This is a genomic window from Algoriphagus namhaensis (assembly GCF_042649705.1).
Taxonomy (GTDB): Bacteria; Bacteroidota; Bacteroidia; order Cytophagales; family Cyclobacteriaceae; genus Algoriphagus; species Algoriphagus namhaensis.
Window position 1 is genome coordinate 190,821 of record NZ_JBHRZS010000002.1, and the last position, 22,022, is coordinate 212,842.

Annotated in this window: 23 protein-coding genes and 1 tRNA gene; 5 read left to right on the top strand and 19 right to left on the bottom strand. The window is 40.2% G+C overall.

Features of this window, described 5'->3' with window-relative positions; all coding sequences use genetic code 11:
- Nucleotides 1–13 precede the first annotated feature (13 nt).
- From ACFOSV_RS00870 to ACFOSV_RS00885, 4 genes are all read right to left on the bottom strand, one after another.
- Nucleotides 14–469 carry a DUF4231 domain-containing protein gene (locus ACFOSV_RS00870; RefSeq protein WP_377902421.1) on the bottom strand — a complete coding sequence of 152 codons (456 nt, stop codon included), beginning with the start codon at nt 467–469 and terminating at the stop codon, nt 14–16.
- 5 nt (nt 470–474) lie between these two features.
- Complete coding sequence (locus tag ACFOSV_RS00875; RefSeq protein ID WP_377902423.1) at nt 475–906, bottom strand: hypothetical protein; 432 nt, start codon at nt 904–906, stop codon at nt 475–477.
- A gap of 66 nt (nt 907–972) precedes the next feature.
- A complete protein-coding gene (locus tag ACFOSV_RS00880) occupies nt 973–1,407 on the bottom strand; it encodes a VOC family protein (RefSeq protein ID WP_377902425.1) in 435 nt (144 codons plus the stop codon).
- Between the two features lie 39 nt (nt 1,408–1,446).
- A complete protein-coding gene (locus ACFOSV_RS00885) occupies nt 1,447–2,043 on the bottom strand; it encodes a hypothetical protein (protein WP_377902427.1) in 597 nt (198 codons plus the stop codon).
- Nucleotides 2,044–2,128: 85 nt separating this feature from the next.
- Here ACFOSV_RS00885 and ACFOSV_RS00890 point away from each other — a divergent pair, with 85 nt between their 5' ends.
- On the top strand, nt 2,129–2,671 hold the full coding sequence (locus tag ACFOSV_RS00890; protein ID WP_377902429.1) for a hypothetical protein: 543 nt from the start codon (nt 2,129–2,131) through the stop codon (nt 2,669–2,671).
- Nucleotides 2,672–2,812: 141 nt separating this feature from the next.
- Here the strand turns inward: ACFOSV_RS00890 and ACFOSV_RS00895 are convergent, their stop codons facing one another.
- Both ACFOSV_RS00895 and ACFOSV_RS00900 read right to left on the bottom strand, forming a co-directional pair.
- Nucleotides 2,813–3,940 carry an amidohydrolase family protein gene (locus ACFOSV_RS00895; protein WP_377902431.1) on the bottom strand — a complete coding sequence of 376 codons (1,128 nt, stop codon included), beginning with the start codon at nt 3,938–3,940 and terminating at the stop codon, nt 2,813–2,815.
- A gap of 11 nt (nt 3,941–3,951) precedes the next feature.
- The gene (locus ACFOSV_RS00900) at nt 3,952–4,497 is read right to left on the bottom strand and encodes a DUF2911 domain-containing protein (protein WP_377902433.1); all 546 of its coding nucleotides are present in this window, start codon (nt 4,495–4,497) and stop codon (nt 3,952–3,954) included.
- A gap of 185 nt (nt 4,498–4,682) precedes the next feature.
- Here ACFOSV_RS00900 and ACFOSV_RS00905 point away from each other — a divergent pair, with 185 nt between their 5' ends.
- On the top strand, nt 4,683–5,279 hold the full coding sequence (locus tag ACFOSV_RS00905; protein ID WP_377902435.1) for a hypothetical protein: 597 nt from the start codon (nt 4,683–4,685) through the stop codon (nt 5,277–5,279).
- Nucleotides 5,280–5,960 (top strand): DUF2490 domain-containing protein, encoded by a 681-nt coding sequence (locus ACFOSV_RS00910; protein ID WP_377902437.1) that lies wholly within the window; start codon nt 5,280–5,282, stop codon nt 5,958–5,960.
- Between the two features lie 105 nt (nt 5,961–6,065).
- Here the strand turns inward: ACFOSV_RS00910 and ACFOSV_RS00915 are convergent, their stop codons facing one another.
- Both ACFOSV_RS00915 and ACFOSV_RS00920 read right to left on the bottom strand, forming a co-directional pair.
- A complete protein-coding gene (locus ACFOSV_RS00915) occupies nt 6,066–7,445 on the bottom strand; it encodes a fibronectin type III domain-containing protein (protein WP_377902439.1) in 1,380 nt (459 codons plus the stop codon).
- Between the two features lie 156 nt (nt 7,446–7,601).
- On the bottom strand, nt 7,602–7,829 hold the full coding sequence (locus ACFOSV_RS00920; RefSeq protein WP_377902441.1) for a DUF3820 family protein: 228 nt from the start codon (nt 7,827–7,829) through the stop codon (nt 7,602–7,604).
- Nucleotides 7,830–8,102: 273 nt separating this feature from the next.
- On the opposite strand from ACFOSV_RS00920, the gene ACFOSV_RS00925 reads away from it, so the two are divergent.
- On the top strand, nt 8,103–9,332 hold the full coding sequence (locus ACFOSV_RS00925) for an amidohydrolase family protein (RefSeq protein ID WP_377902443.1): 1,230 nt from the start codon (nt 8,103–8,105) through the stop codon (nt 9,330–9,332).
- 211 nt (nt 9,333–9,543) lie between these two features.
- Nucleotides 9,544–10,044 carry a YybH family protein gene (locus ACFOSV_RS00930; RefSeq protein ID WP_377902445.1) on the top strand — a complete coding sequence of 167 codons (501 nt, stop codon included), beginning with the start codon at nt 9,544–9,546 and terminating at the stop codon, nt 10,042–10,044.
- Between the two features lie 85 nt (nt 10,045–10,129).
- Here the strand turns inward: ACFOSV_RS00930 and ACFOSV_RS00935 are convergent.
- The 11 genes from ACFOSV_RS00935 to ACFOSV_RS00985 all read right to left on the bottom strand — a co-directional run bounded on the left by ACFOSV_RS00935 (nt 10,130) and on the right by ACFOSV_RS00985 (nt 22,012).
- Nucleotides 10,130–10,214 (bottom strand) — tRNA-Ser (locus ACFOSV_RS00935).
- 161 nt (nt 10,215–10,375) lie between these two features.
- Nucleotides 10,376–12,205 (bottom strand): DUF885 domain-containing protein, encoded by a 1,830-nt coding sequence (locus ACFOSV_RS00940; protein ID WP_377902447.1) that lies wholly within the window; start codon nt 12,203–12,205, stop codon nt 10,376–10,378.
- A gap of 183 nt (nt 12,206–12,388) precedes the next feature.
- A complete protein-coding gene (locus tag ACFOSV_RS00945; RefSeq protein WP_377902449.1) occupies nt 12,389–13,465 on the bottom strand; it encodes a PCMD domain-containing protein in 1,077 nt (358 codons plus the stop codon).
- 13 nt (nt 13,466–13,478) lie between these two features.
- Entirely contained in the window at nt 13,479–14,249 is a 771-nt protein-coding gene (locus tag ACFOSV_RS00950; protein WP_377902451.1) for a hypothetical protein, read from the bottom strand.
- Nucleotides 14,250–14,357: 108 nt separating this feature from the next.
- On the bottom strand, nt 14,358–15,017 hold the full coding sequence (locus ACFOSV_RS00955) for a DUF3299 domain-containing protein (RefSeq protein ID WP_377902453.1): 660 nt from the start codon (nt 15,015–15,017) through the stop codon (nt 14,358–14,360).
- A 35-nt stretch (nt 15,018–15,052) separates the two neighbouring features.
- Nucleotides 15,053–16,303, bottom strand: coding sequence for an ABC transporter permease (locus tag ACFOSV_RS00960; protein WP_377902455.1), 1,251 nt, complete (start codon nt 16,301–16,303; stop codon nt 15,053–15,055).
- On the bottom strand, nt 16,300–17,043 hold the full coding sequence (locus ACFOSV_RS00965; RefSeq protein WP_377902457.1) for an ABC transporter ATP-binding protein: 744 nt from the start codon (nt 17,041–17,043) through the stop codon (nt 16,300–16,302). The genes ACFOSV_RS00960 and ACFOSV_RS00965 overlap by 4 nt, the downstream gene beginning before the upstream one ends.
- A 253-nt stretch (nt 17,044–17,296) precedes the next feature.
- Nucleotides 17,297–18,475, bottom strand: coding sequence for a hypothetical protein (locus tag ACFOSV_RS00970; protein WP_377902459.1), 1,179 nt, complete (start codon nt 18,473–18,475; stop codon nt 17,297–17,299).
- A 222-nt stretch (nt 18,476–18,697) separates the two neighbouring features.
- Entirely contained in the window at nt 18,698–19,123 is a 426-nt protein-coding gene (locus ACFOSV_RS00975; RefSeq protein ID WP_377902461.1) for an ATP-binding cassette domain-containing protein, read from the bottom strand.
- A 175-nt stretch (nt 19,124–19,298) separates the two neighbouring features.
- Nucleotides 19,299–20,594, bottom strand: a complete 1,296-nt coding sequence (locus ACFOSV_RS00980; RefSeq protein WP_377902463.1) for a DcaP family trimeric outer membrane transporter — start codon at nt 20,592–20,594, stop codon at nt 19,299–19,301.
- Nucleotides 20,595–20,611: 17 nt separating this feature from the next.
- Entirely contained in the window at nt 20,612–22,012 is a 1,401-nt protein-coding gene (locus tag ACFOSV_RS00985) for a metal-dependent hydrolase family protein (protein ID WP_377902465.1), read from the bottom strand.
- Nucleotides 22,013–22,022: the final 10 nt, after the last annotated feature.

The window sequence follows — 22,022 nt, forward strand, 5'->3', positions numbered from 1 at the left end:
TTCAGAGCTTTTTTTATTCATTCTCCACCAAGCCGGCACTTTTTGGTTTGTACACTCTTCGCATGTATTGACTCCAATTGGTATTTTCTTTGGAGATCATTCCTTCTACCCGCTCTACCAAAAGCTTCAAAGAATCTGTACCTGTATAAGGCTCGCTTCGGGTAAGGAACAGATATTTTTCGTGTTTCAATGTTTCTGAGGTGGTGCGGTATTGCAGCCAGTTTTCTTGGAATTTATATAGACCTAGAATTCCTGAAATTATTGCAATTACCGCCCCGAGAAATGGAATCAGATAGCGCAAGTGGAGGAAGCTTTCTCCGATAAAAATTCCCGACAGGGTAATCAACGATGCAGCGATAAGCTGGGTCAATTGGCAGCGTCTGTACCAGCGTTTATTGATCACACTTTTCGCATCAAACCAATTAATTTGAGCTTCTAGTCTATTTTTTAAATATTCATCTTCAGTCATTACAATCAAAATTTGTTGTGAATTGGATCCTTTAAAGCATCAATAACCCCTGTTCGCAATTGATAATCAAGGGCTGAGATTGTAGGATCAATATTTCCTAGAACTTGACGAATTTCCTCAAGAGTTTTTCCAAGCGTTCGGTAATAGTCCAGCAAGCCAGGATGACTCGCATTGAGCCCATAACCAGTACACCATTGAAGAAAATCTAAACTTTCTTTATAGTCTTGGATAGCTGAAAAAACTAGAAACAAAGCCATCAGTGGGAGTTTTTCACTGAAATCATGGTATTCATCTTGGATCAAAATTTTCCAGCTCCTCGAATCAATATTAATATTTACCCAAATCACTTCGTCGTCAAATGCTTCCAGTTGCTCAAAGGATATGACATGACTATCAAAATGCTGACGTAAGAGTGAAATTTCAGAATAATTCTTCATCCTGTTTATATGTGTATCCCAAGGTCATTTCTTGGAACTTATAGAAAAAATTTTGGTGATGTGGAATTACTCTTCTCCAGGTTTAAGATCATAACTCACCATCCAGCAGATTCCATATTTGTCCGTGAAGCTACCAAAGTATGAGCCCCAGAAGGTCTTTTCTAGAGGCATCTCAAGTTGGCCGTCAGCTGATAAATGATCAAAGACTCGTTTGGTTTCATCCATAGAATTTAGATCTAAATAGACTTGAGCTTGATTTCCTTGCCGGTATTCTCCACCAAATCCAGGGAAGGTATCACTTCCCATGAGCCGAAGGGTATCTGAGAGTTGTAATGTGGCATGCATCACACGGTTTCCATCCTCAGTAGACATAGGAGGTGCATCTGGCATGTCTCGCATATACATAAAACCTTGTGGAAATTCTCCGCCTAGGATAGATTGATAAAACTTCATCGCTTCTTCGGCCTGACCATCGAAAGTTAAATAGCTGTAGATATTCATGTGTATTGGGTTTTGCTAATTTAAAGTACTAAAAATCAATCAATTATTTTGAGCATAATCATCAATCTTAGCCTTATCGGCCCGAAAACTTAACACTGAAAGTATAATTCCAACTACTACAACTCCTAGAGCAATGGGCCAATTGTAATAAGAAACCAAAATTGAAAATAGCTGCAAGGCGAGTCCGGACAGCCAAACCAAGTGTCCTTTTGCCGTTTTGGGAGATCGCTTTTTGATCTGATTGGTGGTGGCGGTTTCATCGATTAAGGGGCGAAAATAGTCGCGGTATTGCCAAAGCAGAATGAGATTTAACAGCATCAAAAATGCTAAGACAAAGGGTGTGCCTCGCCACTCCAAGGAAATGGTGACCACTAATATGTTTCCGATTAGGGGAAGCATCATGATCGCCCCAAGTAGTTTGTATCGGGTGGTGACCAAGCAGTACCCGATGACTATCTGAGAAATAGCGATAAACTGTCCGTATAAGCCAAGCCCATAGGGCCGGAGTTCGTCAATCAACCAAACAGGCCCGATCCATCCAAAAAATTTGTGTTCGAAATACAGCTTTGCCATGCCAGAACCCCAAAAAGTAAAGCCAAGAAATACCGAAATCGCTAAGACTAAGAATTTTTTCATTTGAGTAAGCAATGCATAGTAAAGCAAAAAGTTACAGAAATTCGGAGTCTTTTGTACTTTACGTAATCATTTTAAACTTTTACATATGTCAGCAAGCGAACTTGCCCCCGGCTCTAAATTAAGACATCCCAAATTTGGTACAGGAATGATTCTGTCTGTAGAAGAGGAGTATTACAAGATTTATTTTTACCAGTCTGAAGAAATCAAAACCCTAGCTCGAGATTACGAAGGGTTTGAGGTAGAGGAAGCCAAGGTTCCGGATTTCCCCATGCTCACGATGCGAGATGTGGAGCGGGCTATTCGTGAGGCGCTTTTAGCTACTTCAGAAAGGGCTCCATTGGTACCGCTCGGTGGCAAGTGGATAGGTGGACAGGTTGTCTTTGAGCCACATGATCAGACCTTGGCTACTAAGGAGATACCCATGGCCACATTTTTTCATAAGATCGTCATGGTGAGGGAAAAGCTACGTGTGCTTGAGCAAAACATCAATAACCACCCCAAACTTGATGATGAAGATCGAATCCATCTGCAGCAATACATTACCCGCTGCTATGGTTCACTAACTTCATTTAATGTCCTTTTTGCCTACAAGGAGGATCAATTTAAAGGCAGTGGAGGAAAGGATTAATTGAGGCAAAGAATCATATTCCTTCATCCTTTGAAGTTTTGAGGATGACTCATTTTACCGAAGATTGCATGGCATTATCGGCTGTAATTTTGACTACCTGAATAATTCAATTACAGATATAAAGTGGATTAGCCCAACTAATCACTCCGTCGGGAAAAGAGAACGATCAATCCCAGGAATCACATGGAGTGCATTGGCATAATAGACTTTGCGAAGCACCGAATCAGGCAGGCCAAGACCATACATTTTCCAATGGGCATGTCGTTTTCGGTAGTAGTCAAAATATTCATCCTCCGTCTCCAAAACACGGAAGTAAGTATAATATTCTTCCATTTTGTAGGTGTCTTTGCCAAAAAGGACCCGATCCTGGTACTCGATCATAAACTTTCGAGCAGCTCGGGGCTGTCGACCTAGCTCGGCTAAAACTGCTCCGATCTCGGTGTACATATTTGGGAATTGATCCATCAGATCGCCAAGCTTTTGGAGGTCCCCGCCATACCATCCCAAATGTGCATTAATGAACTTCGTCCCGGGATGCTTTTCGAAAACATGGTGCTGCTCAGCCATGATGGACTCAAAGCTTGGAAGCGTAGCAGGATCCCTGTATCTGCTAGGATATTGCTTGAGTTCTAGCCAGCGTTCGTTGTTTTTGTCTTTGGGTTTCCAAAAAGATGCAGGCTCTCCAGAGTGAATGAGCACGGGAATGCCTAGGTCCCCACATTTAGCCCAGATGGGATCTAGCCTTGGGTCGTCTACTGCGATTCGGTTTCCATCATTATCCACATCAGTCAGGCCAAGACCTTTGTATACCTTCAATCCTTTCACCCCCTGTTTCACCCCTTCTTCCAGCATGGCCAGAGGTTCTTCAGGCCAACCGGGATCATCCAGATTTTCAAAATTGATATTGAGGAATACCACAAAACGATTGGGGTGATTATCTTCTACATTGTCCAAAGACCATTCGAGAATCTTACCCCTAAAGCCGCTCAGGTTTACCATGACACCCATATTGAGCGAGTCCATTTCTTCGACTAAATCATCCAAATCTTGGATCGGCATGATCCACTGATGATTGTGAACGTCGATGAAGGGGTATTTGGATTTGGTTAGATGGTGCTCAGGGACAACTAGGGTAGAGATGGGTTCATAGTCTTCCACATCCATTACATTCAGACGATACTGGATCAATCCGATCACCCAATAGGTAAGCCCAAGAAAAATGAGTACCCCAATTGGAAGGAGTACCCATTTCTTTTTTGAAAAAGCCATAGCCTTTTTTGTTATTGAACTTGGATAGGGACAGCCACCAAGGTCTGATCCCAAGCAATATTCATCAGGATGTTTGCTCCCGATTCCTCAAAACTGATGGTAAACGTCTCGACCTCTGATGGAGGAGTAGAAGTGGGGACATCTACTTTAACTACATCCATCGCATAGTCCGGCTCTACTACTCCTAGAAAGACATCTAACTCCGAATTAAGACTAATTTCAAAGGAATTCGGGCCAGGAACAGCATACATTCTATAGGTTCCAGCAGAAACCGACTCTCCAGCGAAACTCACATCTTGGCTAAAGGTGATTTCAGTGGCTGCATTAGCTCCGAGCCTCCAATATTTGCCGTAAGGCTGCAAGGCTCCTGAAGCCTCGTCACCAAAGATGACTCGACCTTTTTTGGAAGGCTGTGAATAATGTACTGTGATGTCCAGACCTTGAGCTGAAAAGGAAGTGCTAGTTGGGGGGCTAGCAGGAAATAACATTCCGTACACAAAGAAGGCGACCACTGCTAAAAACAGCACGCCGATTCCAATACCAATTTTCTTTAACATAGTGATGGGGTTGATGATTTATATGAAATGTAGCTTAATTCGTAAGCGAATGCAAGGTGGAGACATCTTTTGACTGCTTTCAAACGATCCCAAAGATGAAATGAACTACTATTCTAAAGGCACGTTTTAACCATGTTAAGCCGATTATGCGTTAATTTAGGCATGATTCCTTTCGAGTTTCACTTATGAAAAACCTCCCTTATTTAGTTTTTGCATTGGCTTTAAGCTTCCTATTTGCTGGTTTTGGCCTTTCAGCCAAGGCCCAAGACAAAGTGGAACGAGAAAAAAAAGTAAAAAAATCAGAGGTTCCCAGTCCTGCGAAAAAATGGCTCAAGGATGCTTTCGAAACCCTGAAATCTCCCAAATGGTATTTAGAGACTAATGAATCCGGTTACTCCTATGAGGCTAAGTTTAAGTGGAACGATCAATACTACAGTGTGGAATTTGATTCTTTGGGAGTCATCGAAGATGTAGAAATAGAGTTGAACTTCGAAGAGTTAGCGGCCGAGGTACAGCAAAACCTAAATCAATATTTTTCTGAAGGCTATAAAAACTATAAAATCAGACGTCTGCAAATTCAATACTCTGGCCATCCCGACGATTTAGAAGATCTTTTTGATGAAAATGAAATGGAAGGGCTAGAAGTCAGATATGAAATCGAGTTTGTAGGAACGGACATTGATGGACTATCACAGTTTTGGGAAGGACTATTTGACGAAAAGGGAGTTTTTATCAGCAGGCGAAAAATCATTACTCCACCAAATGAAAACCTGATTTTTTAGATGAAGAGACTAGTGGTTTTATTCGCTCTGATACTTTGGGGCAATGCTTGTCTTGGACAACAAAATCAGTTTTTTGGAGGGCTTTTTCCAGAGGCTGCGATCACCAAAAAATTGAAAAATCAAAGGCAAATCACTTTTAAAGTAGAGCATCAGGATATTTTCTTTGATCGGGAGGATAGGGAAGAGGGAAAGGTATTCAAGCACTACCGAACGGACCTGATGGCCTTTTATGGATTGAAACTCAATCATTCTAAAAGTATCGCCTTTGGTGTTTTTCACCGGATCCAAGATGGCCCCAATGCCAATCGAATAATTCAGCAATTTGCCGCTGTGAGCCGGATTCGCAGTACTCGTTTGGCTCATCGTTTCCGAACCGATCAGACCTTTACCAAAGATGAAGATGTGGAATTGAGACTTAGGTATAGGATTGCTGCCGAATTTCCACTTTCAGGAACTACCCTTGAGCCTCAAGAAAACTACTTTGTAGCATCCAATGAACCCATTCTCAGCTTACAATCGGGGGAATTTGAGATTGAAAATCGACTCGTGTTTACGTTAGGCCGATTGTTGACGGCTTCTCAGAAGTTGGAGCTAAGCGTGGATTACCGTACGGATAAATATATTCAGGAAGGCTTCAGAACCCGCTTATGGTTAAAAGTGGGATACTTTTACACGTTCTAACCATCCAATCGTTAGAAATTCTTGCCCAAGAGAGTTTCATCAGAGGAATGATTTCCTCTAGGCCAAGCTAATTTGCCTAAATGGATACGATTTGAAAGGAAAGAATTATTTGTTGGTACTAAATACTCTCTCTGGTATGGCCTCGCCCTTTCGCTCCACAAATTTATTGGGACCGTCGCCATTTTTCATTAATTCAAAAGCGTCATAGAGTTCACCTACCGGAGTAAAGGATTCGAATACAAGTTTATCACCTTGGATAGTAATCACTTGAAATAGCTGGGTGTTTTCCGCGGTGCGGTCCTTGATTGCACCTAGTTCTGTCCAGTCTCCGCCTATTTCATACATCTTGCCTCCACTGATGGAAACTACATATACTGTCCCTGTCTCATCCCGCATATTGAGGCCATCGAGTTCATTGTTTTCTGGAGCCACACGACCTCTGGCGTAACTATGGTCATGGCCTTGTAAGACCAGATCCACCGCGTATTTATCAAAGATTGGCTTCCACATTTTGCGAAGCCTATCATTGTCACGTCCAATAGCGGCAGAAAACATGGGGTGGTGATAGGTGATAATGACCCACTTTTTAGTGTTTTCTTTCAATACTTTTTCTACCCAATTTGCCTGAACCTTGTGATAATCATTGCTATTGAGGGAGATGATACGTGTATCCTTGTAATCTATGTAATAGACCGTTTCTTCCAGTCCTTTTGGGCCATTTTGTGGAAGGGTAAATTGAGGGTTCCACTGCAATGAAAGAATTGAGGGCTCTTCATTTCCAGTGTTTTCCATTCTTGGTTTGTACTCATGGTTACCTGGGGTGGGCATGGCTGGAATCATGCTGTGAATAAAGCCTCCTGCCATAAACCATTCATGCCATTCTTGTTCCCGATGGGCATGATTGACCAAATCCCCGGCATGGATAAAAAACTTTGCATCTGGAGCTTTGCGAAAGCCTTCTCGCACTACTCGAGACCAAAGCTCTAAAATGTAATTTTGGGCATCACCCACATAAAGGAATGAGAACTCCTCATCGGGATCCTCAGTAGCCGTAGTAAACTGAAACCATTCGCTCCAGAGTGTTCCATCCCCAACTCGATAAGCGTAGGTTACACCAGGCTTCAATTTTTCTATCGTTACGGAATGGTAATTTGCACGTATGCCCGCTACTCTCACATCACGTAAGTCTAAAATCTCAGTTTTAGCCTCGATTTGGATTGATTTTTTGATGAACATTGGATCAGCCGTGGCTTGTGCCAGTTCAAGAATTCCTTCGTTCACTTCAATACTCGTGCGCCAAGTCACATTTACGGAAGTGCTCAGGTCTTCTGTGACATTGAGAATTATCCGGTCTGGCCGTACAGTAGGCTTGCTCCAGGATTCAAGAAATTGTCTCTGTGCATCTGCTCCAGCTGGTGTCTGTGACCATGTAGTGGAAACAAAAAAGAGGAAAAGGGGTACGAAAAGGAAAACTTTATTTGTCATCTGTAAAAAAAATGTCTCATATAAAGATAAGTGAAATAATCATTGAGGCAATTTTTTAAGTCTGCACTTTTGGCTTTCAAGTTTTTGGTTAGGCCGATTCGAAGTGATTGGTCATGAAACCTCCCGATATTGTAGAGTGCTAGACCGAGCCGAAATCTAATAAAGCTTAGAGTGGTTTTTGCGGAGTTCGTGAAGAATATGCTCCAAACCATTGAGCCGAATCTCATACAGGGTATGAAGCCACATCCCCAGTTTTCCTTCTGGAAAGCCCTTTCCCTTAAGCCAAACCAAATAATGCTCCGGAACATCGCAGAGCAACCTACCCTTATATTTTCCATAGGGCATTGTCTTGGTGACTAGGTCGATCAGGATTTGCTTGTCCATAGGGTAAAGGTAATGATGAATTAAAAAGTCCTGAAGACCTGAGGGAATTCTGTTTTGAGGAATTGTTCTAACTCTCTACTACGATACTCAAAAAATCAGCAAAAAACATAGAATTTAATTATATTAAAATCTATGATCTCATTTGGCTTTGCCTCATTCCCCTATCGACTACTTGGGCATCTATTTCAATTTTAGCCATTCTGATGACAAGCCCATTTTGGTGAAAATAGGAGGATAGATTCATTTTATGTTTGTTCAAATAAATTATCAAAAATGAAAAGCTCCTTTAAATTTTTGTCCTTTTGGTTTCTAGTATTCATTGTTACAGGATGTTCAGAACCTATCAAATATGATCTCGTGATATCGAATGTCCATATCTTTGATGGGGAAAAGAATCTAGGAATTACAAATATTGCTATCGCTGGGGACACGGTAGCTACAATCAGTATTGAAACATTGCTTGCAGATTCTGTAATCGATGGAACCGGTAAATTTGTTGTTCCTGGACTAGTGAACGCGCATGTTCACATGTGGGAGTCGGAGATGCTTGCCACTTCTCATGATGTTGGGGTACTAACCGTTTTAGATCTTTTTGAATTATCTCTATCGGAGGAGAATGCAATGCGTCAGTATCGGGATTCTCTGGGTTATTCCAATTACTATGGCGCCGGGCCTGGTGCAACAGTGCGAAACGGACATCCTCATACTTATTTACCCCTTTCGGATGATTTTCCTTTTATTTCAGATAGTTTGTCAGCATCTGAATTTGTAAAAATAGCAGTGGAGAAGGGAGCAGAGGTGATCAAAATTATTCGTGAGCCAGGTTGGTATGAAGAAGCGAAGCTCGTAGAACTGCCAACCTTATCATACCAACAAATTGAGGAGATCATACACGAAGCAAATTCACACGGACTGAAATCATTGGTGCATATTACAAAACTGGATGATGCCTTGGCTATTGCAGCCCTTCGGCCATCCGGCTTTGCTCATTTTTGGGAAACACAAGGAGAATTGTCTGAAGAAGATAAGAAGTTGCTCAAAGAATCTGGAATATTCTTTATTCCGACCCTGAAATTACAGCAAAACTTGAATATGCAGACACAATATGATACCACAATGAGCCAGATACAAAGGGAGTTTGACTACCAGAACTATCTGGTTCCGGACAAGCTTTTTGAAGAGAAGATTTATGAAATTTATGAATTAGGGATACCAATCATTGCAGGTACAGATCCACCGAACGAGGGTGTTAATTATGGATCAGATCTCATCGAAGAGCTCAGGATTTATGACCGAGCTGGCATTCCACTGCTGGAAGTGCTAAAGACGGCGACTGGCAACGCTACACGCCACTTGCCTATCGATGGGAATGGTTCCCTGAAAGTTGGAAGTCCAGCAACCATGCTAATCCTGAACGGGAATCCATTAGAAAACCTAGATGCGCTGGAGGATATTTCCATGATTATAAAGAATGGACATCAGTCAGTGCGAGCACCTCGTTAATCTTGTTTTTTATAAACGAAAATAGCTAATGATACTAAAGTATTCGAACATTGACGCCAAAGTTGAGGTCCTCAGTTTATTTTCTACAAACTACTCAAGAAATGGGGGGATTCGAGCCACGAGACTGTTTTTTCTCTAGTCAATTTACTGGCTATCACTTTGTGTTTGGGGTAGTTTTTTTTTAAATTCATTCATAACCCTATAATTATTAATGTTTTATCAAACTCCTGAGATGATGAAATACTTAGCGTCAATACTATTGTTAGCGATTTTCTCTTCCTGCCAACAAACTTCAAAAGAGGAAGAAAAAGTGTCGAAATTAGATATTCCTGCTGAACTTGAAAAAATTGAACAGTTGAGGGCTGCATTTCAGAATACAGTAAAAGAAAAGCGCTATGATGATTTGAGAAAATTTGCCGCTCCGGATATGATATCTGTTGGTCCGGGGAGCGAGGATTGGGTGGCCTACAGAAAACTTCGAGAAGAACATGGTAACAAGTTTCGATATGACAGTATCAAAATGAGGCCCAAAGAAACCGTTATAGTTTCCGACTCCATTGCCTATGATTTTGGGGTTAGTACTATGTATTATACTGATGAAAATGGGGATGTTCAGGAATTAGAGGATACATTTTTAATGCTTTTAAAAAGAACAAAAGATGGGGAGTGGAAAATGTTCAGGGAGATTGCTTCATCCTTGGTAGATGATTAATAGCCCGCATCCAGTAGCACATCGAAAGGATAGCCCCGACGACTCGAAACGAAAAAACCCAAGCATTTGCTTGGGTTTTTGTTTGCAGAGGAGGAGGGATTCGAACCCCCGGTACCTCACGGTACAACGGTTTTCAAGACCGCCGCGATCGACCACTCTGCCACTCCTCTATAGTAAACTTGCGTGATCTCGCTTGTTTAGGTTTGCAAAAGTAAGGGTATTCTCTTTTAATACAAATACCAAAACTGGATTTTTTCTAAACCCTTGATTCTGTTAGGGTTATTTTTTCAAGACTTCCTATGCAATTTGCTTAGGTTATCATTGAGCAATTTTACTCAGCTACTTCAGCTTTTTCCTTTTCCACCCATTGGTTGACCACTTTTTCTAAAATGTCTAATGGCAAAGCTCCATTTCCTAAAACGGTATCATGGAAGCCTTTCAAATCGAAATTATCACCCAGTTCCTTTTCGGCCATAGCTCGAAGCTCAAGAATTTTCAACATCCCGATTTTATAACCAGTCGCTTGACCAGGGAAAACCATATACCGTCTCACTTCTGCTTTGATCGCTCCAGGGGCTATGGATGAATTTTCTGAGAAATAATCAACCGCCATTTCCTCAGTCCAGCCTTTGGAATGAATTCCTGTATCTACGACCAAGCGAATTGCTCGCCAGATTTCATTAACGAGTCTTCCAAAATCATAATATGGGTTTTGGTATTGCCCCATTTCCTTGGCTAAGATTTCCGAGTAAAGTGCCCATCCTTCCACATAGGCATTGAACCCTAGTTGTGTTCTGAATTTGGGGAGAGTCTCCAGCTCCTGTGCAATAGATATCTGCATGTGGTGACCGGGATTTCCCTCATGATAGGCTACCCCTTCCATGGTAGATTTAGGCATGGCATTCATGTCAGATAAATGTACGTAGTAAGTGCCCGGACGAGAGCCGTCAGGAGTTCCTTGATTATAATGCTGGGGTGCTCCATCTTGCTCCCGGAATGCTTCCACACGTCTTACCACCAAGTCCGCTTTGGGTAGGATTCCAAAGTAATCAGGAAGTTTTTTCTTGATTTCATCTAAAAAGGCCGTGCTTTCATCCAAGTAGGCCTGCCTTCCTTCGTCTGTATTTGGGAAAAAGAATTGTGGGTCACTATTTACGAATTCAAAAAACTCATTCAAATCCCCCTCAAATCCCACATTTTCCTTGATGGTAAGCATTTCCTCTTGGATTCGCTTTACCTCACTCAGACCAATATTATGGATCTCATCTGCGGAAAGAGCTGTTGTTGTGTTTGTTTTTAAGCGCTGTGCATAGAGTGCATTTCCGTTTTCATGTCGACTGACACCGGTAGGTTTTTCTTCTAAGTTTGGGAGTTCAGATTCCAGCCAGGTAATCAGTTCCTGATAGGCTGGCTGAAATTTATTGATAAGGTTTTCCTTGGCTTCGGCTTTCAAAGCTTCGGCTCGTTCTGCCGTAATTTTGTCAGATTCTACCAGGGCTTCTATTTTGCCTAAAGCATCATTCCAGAGAGCGGAATTTTGTCCTGTTTCAGTAAAGGGTGCTCCATTTATCAGGGCTTTGGACTGATCAATTACATATTCATAGGCAAACTTTGGTGGTCGAACTCCCTCAGCAGTTTGCAATTTTGCTCTTTCCAAAAGCTGAGTTATAGCTCTTCCCCCCTCGGCATATCTTGAAATCAAGGCTTCCGCATCACTGGCATCATCCACCTTATGGAAATTGATGATCACGTTTGGAAGGAGAGTATGTGGACCAGTCATTTGATTGAAGACATATTCCATTCGACGAAATTCTCGGTTACTCTTTTCCATCTCATACTGATAGGTCCACAAGTCGTAAGAGATTTTGGCTTGCTCGCTAAGGGATTCGTAGGGGAATTTGTCCTTCAGCTCTTGAACACTCGCTTCCATCCAAGCTAGCTTTTTATCCTCAGCCTCCTCGCTCATATCATCGACTTCACCATAACGGTCTTTCCTTCCTTGGACAGTCAACTGAATAGGACTCATTTGAAGAAGTTCTTCATATTCGGCGTCAAACCAAGCATTAATTTCAGAATCAGGGATTGTATTTTCTGCAGGTTCAGAGCAACTTAAAAGTAAGCCCGTGAAGATCAGGAAGTAGAAAATTTGGATTTTTTTCATAGTGAATCGATAAGGAGATGAGGATAAAAGTACAGAAGTTTTGGCAATACTATTTTCGCAAATATTTGAGGATATTGGAAAAAGGGTCTTTGATTCCTTCACGGATCAGATCTAGACTCACATTCATTTCAAAGCAAAAAAAACACTTCTTTCAAATAAGAATTAGATTTTTCTAGTCGAACTTCACTCTTTATAGACCATTTCCACATCATCAATAATTAGTGTACTTCCTATTGCCCCGGCAAAATTAGCACCGTCGAAACTGGAGGATGCCACGAAAATAATATGTGTTGGTAATACAAATGAGGCGGAATCTGAGCTGACATAATCTTGGCCTACGGGTTTCATGTAATCCGGGAAAGTGGCATCAAGTTCACCATAGGTAAATGGAACCTCCAAAATAACCATATCCGACTGATTGTCGCTACTTCTAAACCAGGCTGTAGCCAAGCGCTCTGTTTTACCTCCTAATCTTATTTCCAAGAGCGCATAAATATCTAACATGTCGGGGTACCCTAATTCATTACCCTGTTTATTCTTATTTACTTCACCAGCTTGGTACTTATATTTTAACCTCAGTTTCTCAGGTCTGCCACTAAAAGGAGTTCCAAAGTCTATGGCGGCCTGCGGATTAGAAGGGTCAATTTTGTCCGAATCAAAAACCCCCGTAAATATTGATCCCGTGGATATGGGCGCACCAAATGTGCCTGCCAGCCTACCATTGTCCAATGTGATCATTTGTGCAGCGAGATTCCCATTTCCCAGATCAAATGGAACAGTAGCTAGTTTGTTCAAAATCTGGGTGCCAGGATTCCCAGTTCCCCATATGGTTGATGCAGCATCCTTTCCGGGCTCAAAATAATCCGAACCCGTTTTATACCATTGATTTAGATCTCCATTATCTAGCTGAGGAGTTGCGGATGCAACAAATGAAGTGATGGTCCAAGCGTGCAAACTTCCATCCTCCGCCGTTACAAAAATCTGTTGAGGTTCTCGTAAGTCAAGTATGTCACCCACTTGCTTGTCTGCTGTGGCGAATGAAGATAGTTCCAAGCTTTGAATTGAGATGTTAGAAAGATCAACTCCTGCTGGGATTTCAACTTCTACTGTAAATTCATTGGTATTGATTAATGCATTGCTCGCCTGGTTGCTTACAACTATAGATTTGATATTTCCATAGTTTGACAAGCCAAAGAAATCTTCCTTGACACAGGAAGATAAAACTATGGTCAAAACGAAAAGAATGATATATTTTTTCATAATAGATTCTATTTTATCTCTTAGATCCAAAATAGTATGCCAGCCCAAGATTTAGGGAGAGCAGATCAATATTGAAATCCACATTTTGCCGGATTTCCCTTGATTCTACCCCATCGTTGACCTTTTGATCTCTGACTTGAAGTTCATAGCCTAGCACATTGAGTTGAATCTCAAAGGCAAAGTTTTCCATCGCAAAAAAAGTGATCCCAGGACTGATACCCACGCGAAAATTGAAATCTGAGGAATAGGTCTTATCTACCACATCAAGGTCTCTAACGGTTCGTCTTAGTGTATTGCCAAAGCCAAAGGTTAACCCCACTTCCGTAAAAAAACTAAGGCGCTCATTGTCTGTCAGGGGCACAGAAGACCGGAAGTTTGGCGTAAATTCAATCCCCCTGCTGATGGAATTTGACTGAAGGGTATCAGGTTCTCGAAAGACTTCTCCTGCAAATCTATTTTGGTAGTACTTGAAATTTATCCCGACCATTCCATAGTTACCTGTATAATATCCTGCTCTCAGCAGGAGGTCATAGTTGAGTCGGTCGCCGTCAATGATATTTTCTAAGAGTCCGATAGTATTTGTCGATTGCTTGTCTTCCAAGCCAAATGCCATGCCTATGTAAATGTTTCTCTTTTTAAAAGGATGAAAATCATTGTTGTAATAATTGGACATCAATTCATATGGCGTGCGTTTCAAATCGACATCAGTTGTATCCTGCTGAGCTATCGCTTTTACAGTAATGCTGATCAGGAAGATAAGTGTTAGAAAACGGGTAAGATTCATATATATAAAGTTTGCTGTTTGAAACATAAAAAGTGTTTCAAAATCTAATTTTTACTACAACTGACATTAGCGTATTCTCTTTCCATATTGGTCCCTTGCTTGTCTTATTTACTTTTTCTTGTAGGCCCAGATTTTTTTTGCCGACATGGCATAGCCCACATTTATTTTGGACTCACCATCTGCCAAATAAAGATCTTTCGTTAATTTTTCTGTTAGCAGCGTGCCTTCCACCCACACTGGGGCAAAGAGGGAATTCACTTCGAAGCCTTTGTCAAATTTTATAAAAACAATTTGATTTGCGGGTGGTGGCGGTGTGTGGATGCAAGCCCCTACCCAGGGCACCAAAAGAAATTCAACACCATTTTTTCCATTAAAGTCCAGCGGCAATAAATAACCTAACATTCTAATGTTTAATCCGTCTAAGGACTCGACCACTGCTTCCGCATTCTTTTTCAGAAGCTCCGTAATAGCTGTATGCTGGGCAAGAATGCTCTCAACATTAACTCCTTCAGCGGCAAGTTTTTTTTCTTTTTCTTCAATTGTTTTCAGACTTTCAGCGGCCACACTCCCCGGTTTTCTTTCTTGAAGCGTCCGCATTCTCACGATATATCTTAAATCATCAATTTGATCCTCCGTCAATTTTTCAAAAGGATCATCAATTTCAACTTCATCCGGAATCAGATCATCCCATTGAATTTCTTTTACCTCCTGGGCAAAGGAACCAGTAAAAACGGTTAAAAACAGAAAAGAGAAAATTAAACTACGCATATTTTTTTTATTAAGCTTTTTAGTGTGAAATCAAATTATATTTTAACTGTCATTCCATCCAGAAGTGAGTATTTATATATTTTGTACCCAGGAATTATCCCAATTAGTACTCCCAAAATTATTACCGTTCCGGTAATATAAATCTCCCGTAATGATATCCCTGAGGGATTTAAATAAATGCCGTACTGTGTTTCCAGTATGGGTTTAGCTATCTGCAATAAGAGAAAAACAAAAGCTATACCCAGCGCTGTTCCCCATAGGGTAATTACTATAGATTCGCTGGAAATTAAACCGAATATTTTTAAGGGGCTGGCACCAACCGAACGTAGAATTGCCATTTCGCGCCGTCTTTCGTTAACGCCGGTAAGCAATGCTACAAGCATACCTATTAATCCGGCAATGGCCACAAAACCAGAGACAATCAACAGTGCTGTTTCAATTTTGCCCATCATGTTCCAAAGCCGTTGCAAGGTAATCCCCGGCATAACCGCAGTTAAGGGCTCAGTATTATTTGTATTGATTTGGCGCTGTAAGGCCAATACGTCTGTTCGGTTTTTTAATCCCACCAAAAAAGCAGTAATATATTCGGGTTTAAGGTTTAGCTCCTCTACCTCTTCAGCCGAAAAGTGCATGCTTTTGTCGGGCATTCCATCTACCCAGTCAATATGAATGGCTTCGATCCCTTCTAAACTAACATGAATGGTTTGGTCCACAGGTGTGCCGGTACGTTGCAGGATTCCAGTTACGTGAAAAGGTTTGTCGCCATGATCTTGAAATGCAATTTCACCCGAACCGTGGTTGATGACAATTTCATCGCCAATTTTATAGTTATGAGCGGCTGCAACATCTGCCCCCAAAACGGCATCAAAAGTTTCTTGAAACGCTTTTCCAGCCTGAAATTGCAAATGCTGTTTATTAGCAAATTGATAATGTGTAAAATAGTCTTGGTTCGTGCCAATTACGCTAAATCCATCATGCGAATCGCCCAGTGAAATCGGAATCGTCCATTCTATTAATTCATTGGAGGCAATATCTTCGTAGCTATTCCAGCTGATATTGTTGGAAGCCATACCGATATGAAATACTGTTGACAAAAGAAGTTGCTCGTCGCCGGTGGGCCCGCCAACAACCAAATCGGTGCCTGAAATTGTATTGGTGAAACTATTTTCAACGCCAATCCTTATCCGTTCAACACCCAATAAAAGTGTGATACTAATAGCGATAGAAAATATGGTAAGTGCCACCGTAAACTTACGGTTCAACATACTTTTTAACGCGAGTTTCAAGATGAACATTCCATGGCCTCCTTTCCTTTTTTCTCAGCAATCCGCATATTTTCTGTAAAATCATGGATGGAAATACTTTGTTGGAATCTTTGTTGGATACGACTGTCGTGACTTACATACAATAAAGTGCTGTTGTTTTTATTGCACTCTTTTAAAAGCAGTTCGAGGAAGCGCAAAGAATTCTTTTCATCAAGTGCTGAAGTTGGTTCATCGGCCAGGATAATTTCTGGCGAACCAATTAAAGCCCTTGCTGCCGCAACCCGCTGCTGTTGCCCAACGCTGAGTTCGGTCACTTTCTTTTCATGAATCTCTTTCTGCTGAAGACCCAATTCAGACAGTAAGCGGATTGCTTCTTCTTTTGCAGTACTTCCCCTTGTCTGGATTTTATTCTTTTTGACTTCAGAAAAATGTATGGGAATAAGTACATTTTCTATAACCGAAAGATAGGGGATGAGATTAAACATCTGGAAAATAACACCCATGTGATTTGCCCTGATGGCATCCCGTTTTGAAGATGACACATCAGCCAGATTCTCGCCTAATATTTTTATCTCACCACTGCTTAGGGGTAAAACCCCGGATAATAAATTCAGAAAAGTAGTTTTTCCACTTCCGCTGTCGCCTTTAATCAAAAGATGTTCACTTTTCAAAACTACAAGTCCCGGAATTGTAATAAAGGGAACCTTTGATTTGTCCCAATTAAACTGTAAGCCCTGTATTTCTATGATTGAATTATTCACGATGAATTTAGAATTGAGTGGTATTGTTTTTAATAAAGTCTTTCTTCAAAAACCGGAAAGTATTCAAGGATTCATCGGTCCAAAATAAACTACTTTGAAAGTTTAATTCGAAACGGGGCAACAAGGTAAAAGTTGAAAACATGGTCGCATAGTCATCACTTGATCCTAACCATTTTGCACTGTAGTTAAAAGACAATTCTGCATTAATTCCCTTTGTAGGCGAAAACATTATCTCTGTTATCATAAACTATAATTAAGTGCCAAACAAAGTTTGAAGCAATATTTCAAATAGCTCAGCAGGGGAATAAATTGTAAAAACCAACGGTAAAAATGGTATAAGTATCAATCCTGCACTTAAAAGAAACAAGCGTATATCAATTGGCACAAGTTTCATATTTGCAATTGAAAGATAACTGCCGTTAATATCGTTTAATGAAGAATTATCCATTGCTCCCAAAATGGGTTCTTTACCATCGTTATTGTATATCCATTTTTCCAAATAATCGTTATTATGTTTGGATATTAAACGCCCAAATAAATGGACTCCCCTATTCTTTAATCGCAACAAGATGGGCAAATAGGCTAATAAAGGTACGTATAGAAGTAGCGAAAGCGTCAATACATAAACCAGAATGTCATACACATTATTTTGGAGCAAATCGCCTTCGAACATAATTCTAATGGCAAGCATTGAGGCATAAATGCTTGAAAATGCTGCGAGTACCTGTGAGAGATAAAAAGGAAATAGATTTAGATATGCTAGTCCTCCCATCTGATCAGCATGCATGGGTTCGATATTGAATTTAAAACGGGAAAAGCGTAAAACTGAGAACAACCAAATCAACACGCGCCAAATCCATCTGAATACCAATAATTGATACACCGGAAAGGAAAATAATATGAAATACCAGCCTGCTAAGGTTAATTGTTCAGAGCTTTCAGAAACCAGGTATCCCCTTCCTGATTCAAAAACATGCAGGTTTTCCCATCGAAACAGAACTACTGTATAAATTGAGACAAGAATAAAAATTTCAGGCAGAAAAGAATTGGACAATCGACCAAATAGTGAAACCAAACTTCTAAATTTTTCCTTACACTCACTTTTTATAAGAATACTTGTGGTTTGCAAGTACTGAACATAGATTTTATCAATGCTCCCTTCTAGTAATATAAATAAGGGTACTACAAATAAAAATCGTGTATACATTGAAATATCTTTGAAAAATGGAATCCCATCAACTTTTCCTGCATAATAATATCGGATGGTTGATAAAACAGCAAGCGGAATCCAAGTCAATAAAGCCATAATAATAGCTTTATTTCGCAAGCTATTTTTCATAGGCATTCTACCTTGAATTTTAAGGATAATGGCATAAATAAGTCCTCCCTGAACCAAAGAAACTCCTTGCATATTATCTTCTTTTTGTTCCATAGAACCTAATTTAACTCGCAAACCAACTCTCTGTAGAGTTCTGATATGTTTTTTCTATCGTAACTCAATGGAACAGCTTTCTCTTTAAAAGCTTTGTTATAAATTTTGCGAACTTGTTTCGTATGTTTAAATTAAAATTATTTCTTAATGTTCTTTGATGGCTGAGTTAGCACGTTCATACCAAGTTGTATAAATCTGTTAAGCTATTCTAGGAGGACTTACTTACAAAGTATTCTTATATACTTTTCCATCTTTCATTTTAAGTTTCATTTTTTCGATGGTATCCCATTTTGAAGATGACACATCAGCCAAATTTCCGCCATATATTTTTATCTTACCACTGCTTAGGGGTGAAACCCCGGATAATAAATTCAAAAAAGTAGTTTTTCCACTTCCGCTTTCGCCTTTAATCCAAAGATGTTCACTTTTCAAAAGTGCAAGTTTCGGAATTATTATAAAAGGAACCTTCGATTTGTCCCAATTAAACTGTAAATCCTGTATTTGTATGATTGAATTATTCACGATGAATATAAAATTCGAAGATATTGTATTTAATAAAATCCTTTTCAAGAATTGAGGAGAGAAAATAACAACTCCTATTTCAAAACCCTCACCTAGACTGTCATCGAATAAGCCTCCGTCAGTCATAGCTGGAATAATGCAGCAATTGAGTTCCAAACGCAATCCTACTCTGTATTCCGGTTTCGAATTTGCCTTTCCCTCGGTCTCAAAAGCTTCTGACTCATTTATTATTTTAAATTATTCGATTATGATTTTCCATTTATAACATCACTTTATTTACAGGTACTGGTTAGAGCTGTCTTTAAAATAGCTGTATCCCAAATTGAAAACGGTTATTATTGAATTTTCCCCCGTTGAAATTTTCCTTGGCTGAGTATATCCATTCCACACCAATATTTACATATCGATTAACCCTGTAAAACGTATTAATAAAAGCGAAGGTGCTTGATTTTATATGTGGATTAGGATTATTGGGAATTTCATCACCGACAAACATTCCATATGCGAAATTACTCCTGAATTTTTCGTTCCATTCATGGCGGTATGCACCAAAACCACCATGTTGGGTTTGTAATTCAGTTCGAATTCCATCGAAATATCCTGTATTGCTATCCGCTCCCAATAGATAATTTGAGGCTCCTGAACCATACAGGCCTGCAAGCGTAAGCTTGTTAGCATCATTTGGTTTAACGATGAGCGTTGCGTTGCTTAAATAACCAGTTGCAGGATTTTGAGAATCATCTGTTAAATCAGCAATAGACATGGGGCGAACCATTCCCATGATGCTAAAATGAAATATAGATGAAGGGTCAATGCTCAGTGATCCAACAAAAAGAGGATATTTATTCAACGGAATCATATTAACTCCTTTCAGATCTGAATTTCTGGGTTCTTCCATAGAAACCGATAATGCAAGCGTTTTCGAGAGTGGGGTGCTAAACCGAATTTGTCCAAGGCGTATAAAGGGGAGTCCACTTATCGTAGGTTCAACCAAACCTTCAGGAATTGCCTCCAAATCCATTATGAGACTCCAGTATTGCCCCATTAATAGTTTTTGACCCTTTTTATTACTCAATTCTAAATAAGCGTGTCGCAAGTTAAATCCCGATGCTCCCGTGAAGTTCATCTCGAAATAACCTCGCATATCTATATCCTTTATGGTAGACCTTCCATCAAAATATAATCGCGATGCTTTGGCGCCCATATAGGTCTGACCTTTATAAATATTTTCGGGAGAGAATGTGCCGGGAAGAAGGATTTCGTTTTTTTCATTATATCTGGTATCGTATAATGCAACAGCCTTAATAAATCCTCCAATGGCCAGAGAAACATCTGTGCCGGGGAGTCTAATGGCACCCGGGAAATCACCTTTTCTAATAGCTGCTTCATTTAGATCTCCTATGTTATCGCGTATCGGTGTAATGGAATCAAGCTTTTGCGCATTTAGATTTGTAAAAGCAAACAAACAAACTAGCAAGGCAATGAAGCGGTAGGAGAGGCTGGTAGCCCTTGTTAGTTTTAATGAAGACAGAATATGCCCTCCCTTTGTTAGAGGGATTGACACATTCAGTCTTTTTTTAATCCAGATCGATTTCATTCTTTAGAATGACTCACTTACAAAGTATTCTTATATACTTTGCCATCTTTCATGACAAGCTTCATTCCTGGGATATCATCACCTGCACGTCCAGGTGCATCAAACCATTTTTCATTAGCTCCAATAAGTGTTAAGTCTTCTAATGGATTTCCGGCTACAATAAGAAGATCTGCATAGGCTCCAGGTTTTACTACGCCTAAACTACCTTCAAAATATGGGTCTAGAACATCTCCTGCAAGTTTTACAATTTCACCATTTACAGAAGTCAGCGATTTTAATGTAAATAAATTACCAAAGAGCTCTCCACTTAAATAAATGGAATAGTCAGCTTGCGTTATACCGTTTTGAAGATCGCCAATCGCATCAGTATTGAACCCCATTTTTGGTTGATATTTATTTACATTTTCAACAAAGTCTTTAGCCGCTATTTTCGCAGACTCATATTTTTTCTTAGACATTGGACTTGTTCGTATATAATCCAGTTGATCAATGAGAGGAGAGAAAGACGTCACGTTTGTGGTCATATATGCTCCCTTTTCTTCCATTTTTTTCGCAACCTCTTCATCAAACATTAAGCAATGCTCTATGGTCTTTACTCCATTATCTAAGCACCTCATAATTGCTGTCTTGGAGTACGCATGAGACTGTACATAAGAGCCATAAGCCTCTGCTACTTCAACAGCAGCTTGTATGTCTTCTGCAGAGAACGCATTTAATTGCCAAGGGTCGAATTGTGAAGCAATTCCACCGCTAGACATGATTTTAATTTGAGTTGCTCCTTGCATAAAGTTTTGGCGAGCCGCTGTTTTAATCGCTTCTGGACTATCAGTCGTATAACTCATGCCATTGCGAGCGGCCGAAGAATGCCCCCCAAAAAAAGTTTCGTTAGGAGTTGTATAATTTCTAAAATCTGCGTGAGAACCAGTTGGGCCAATTATAGCACCAGAGGGATAAATTCTTGGTCCATCTACTAAACCTGCATCAATAGATTTCTTTAGCCCAGAACCCATTCCTCCTGCATCTCTCCAAGTCGTAAATCCTGACATTAAAGCAGCTTCAGCTTTTACCGCTCCTCTAATCGCTAATTCATCATAACCTTTATTATTTTCAATATCCGCTAGCGTGGAGCCATTCAAGTATAAATGGCCGTGTCCCTCAATTAAGCCAGGCATTACGGTACCACCTTTACCGTCTATTACAGTTGCACCTGCAGGTGCTGTAATTCCATTCTTAACCTCTTTAATTAGGTTGTTTTCAATTAATACGTCTGCTTTTACAAGCTTATCACTTGTTCCATCCCATACATTCACATTGGTGATTAATTGGTAACTGGGTGCTTCTTTTTCTTGCGCAAATACATTACTATTCAGTAATACCAATGCTACAAGAAGACCGAAAATAGATTTCATTCTTTTCATAGTAAATTGT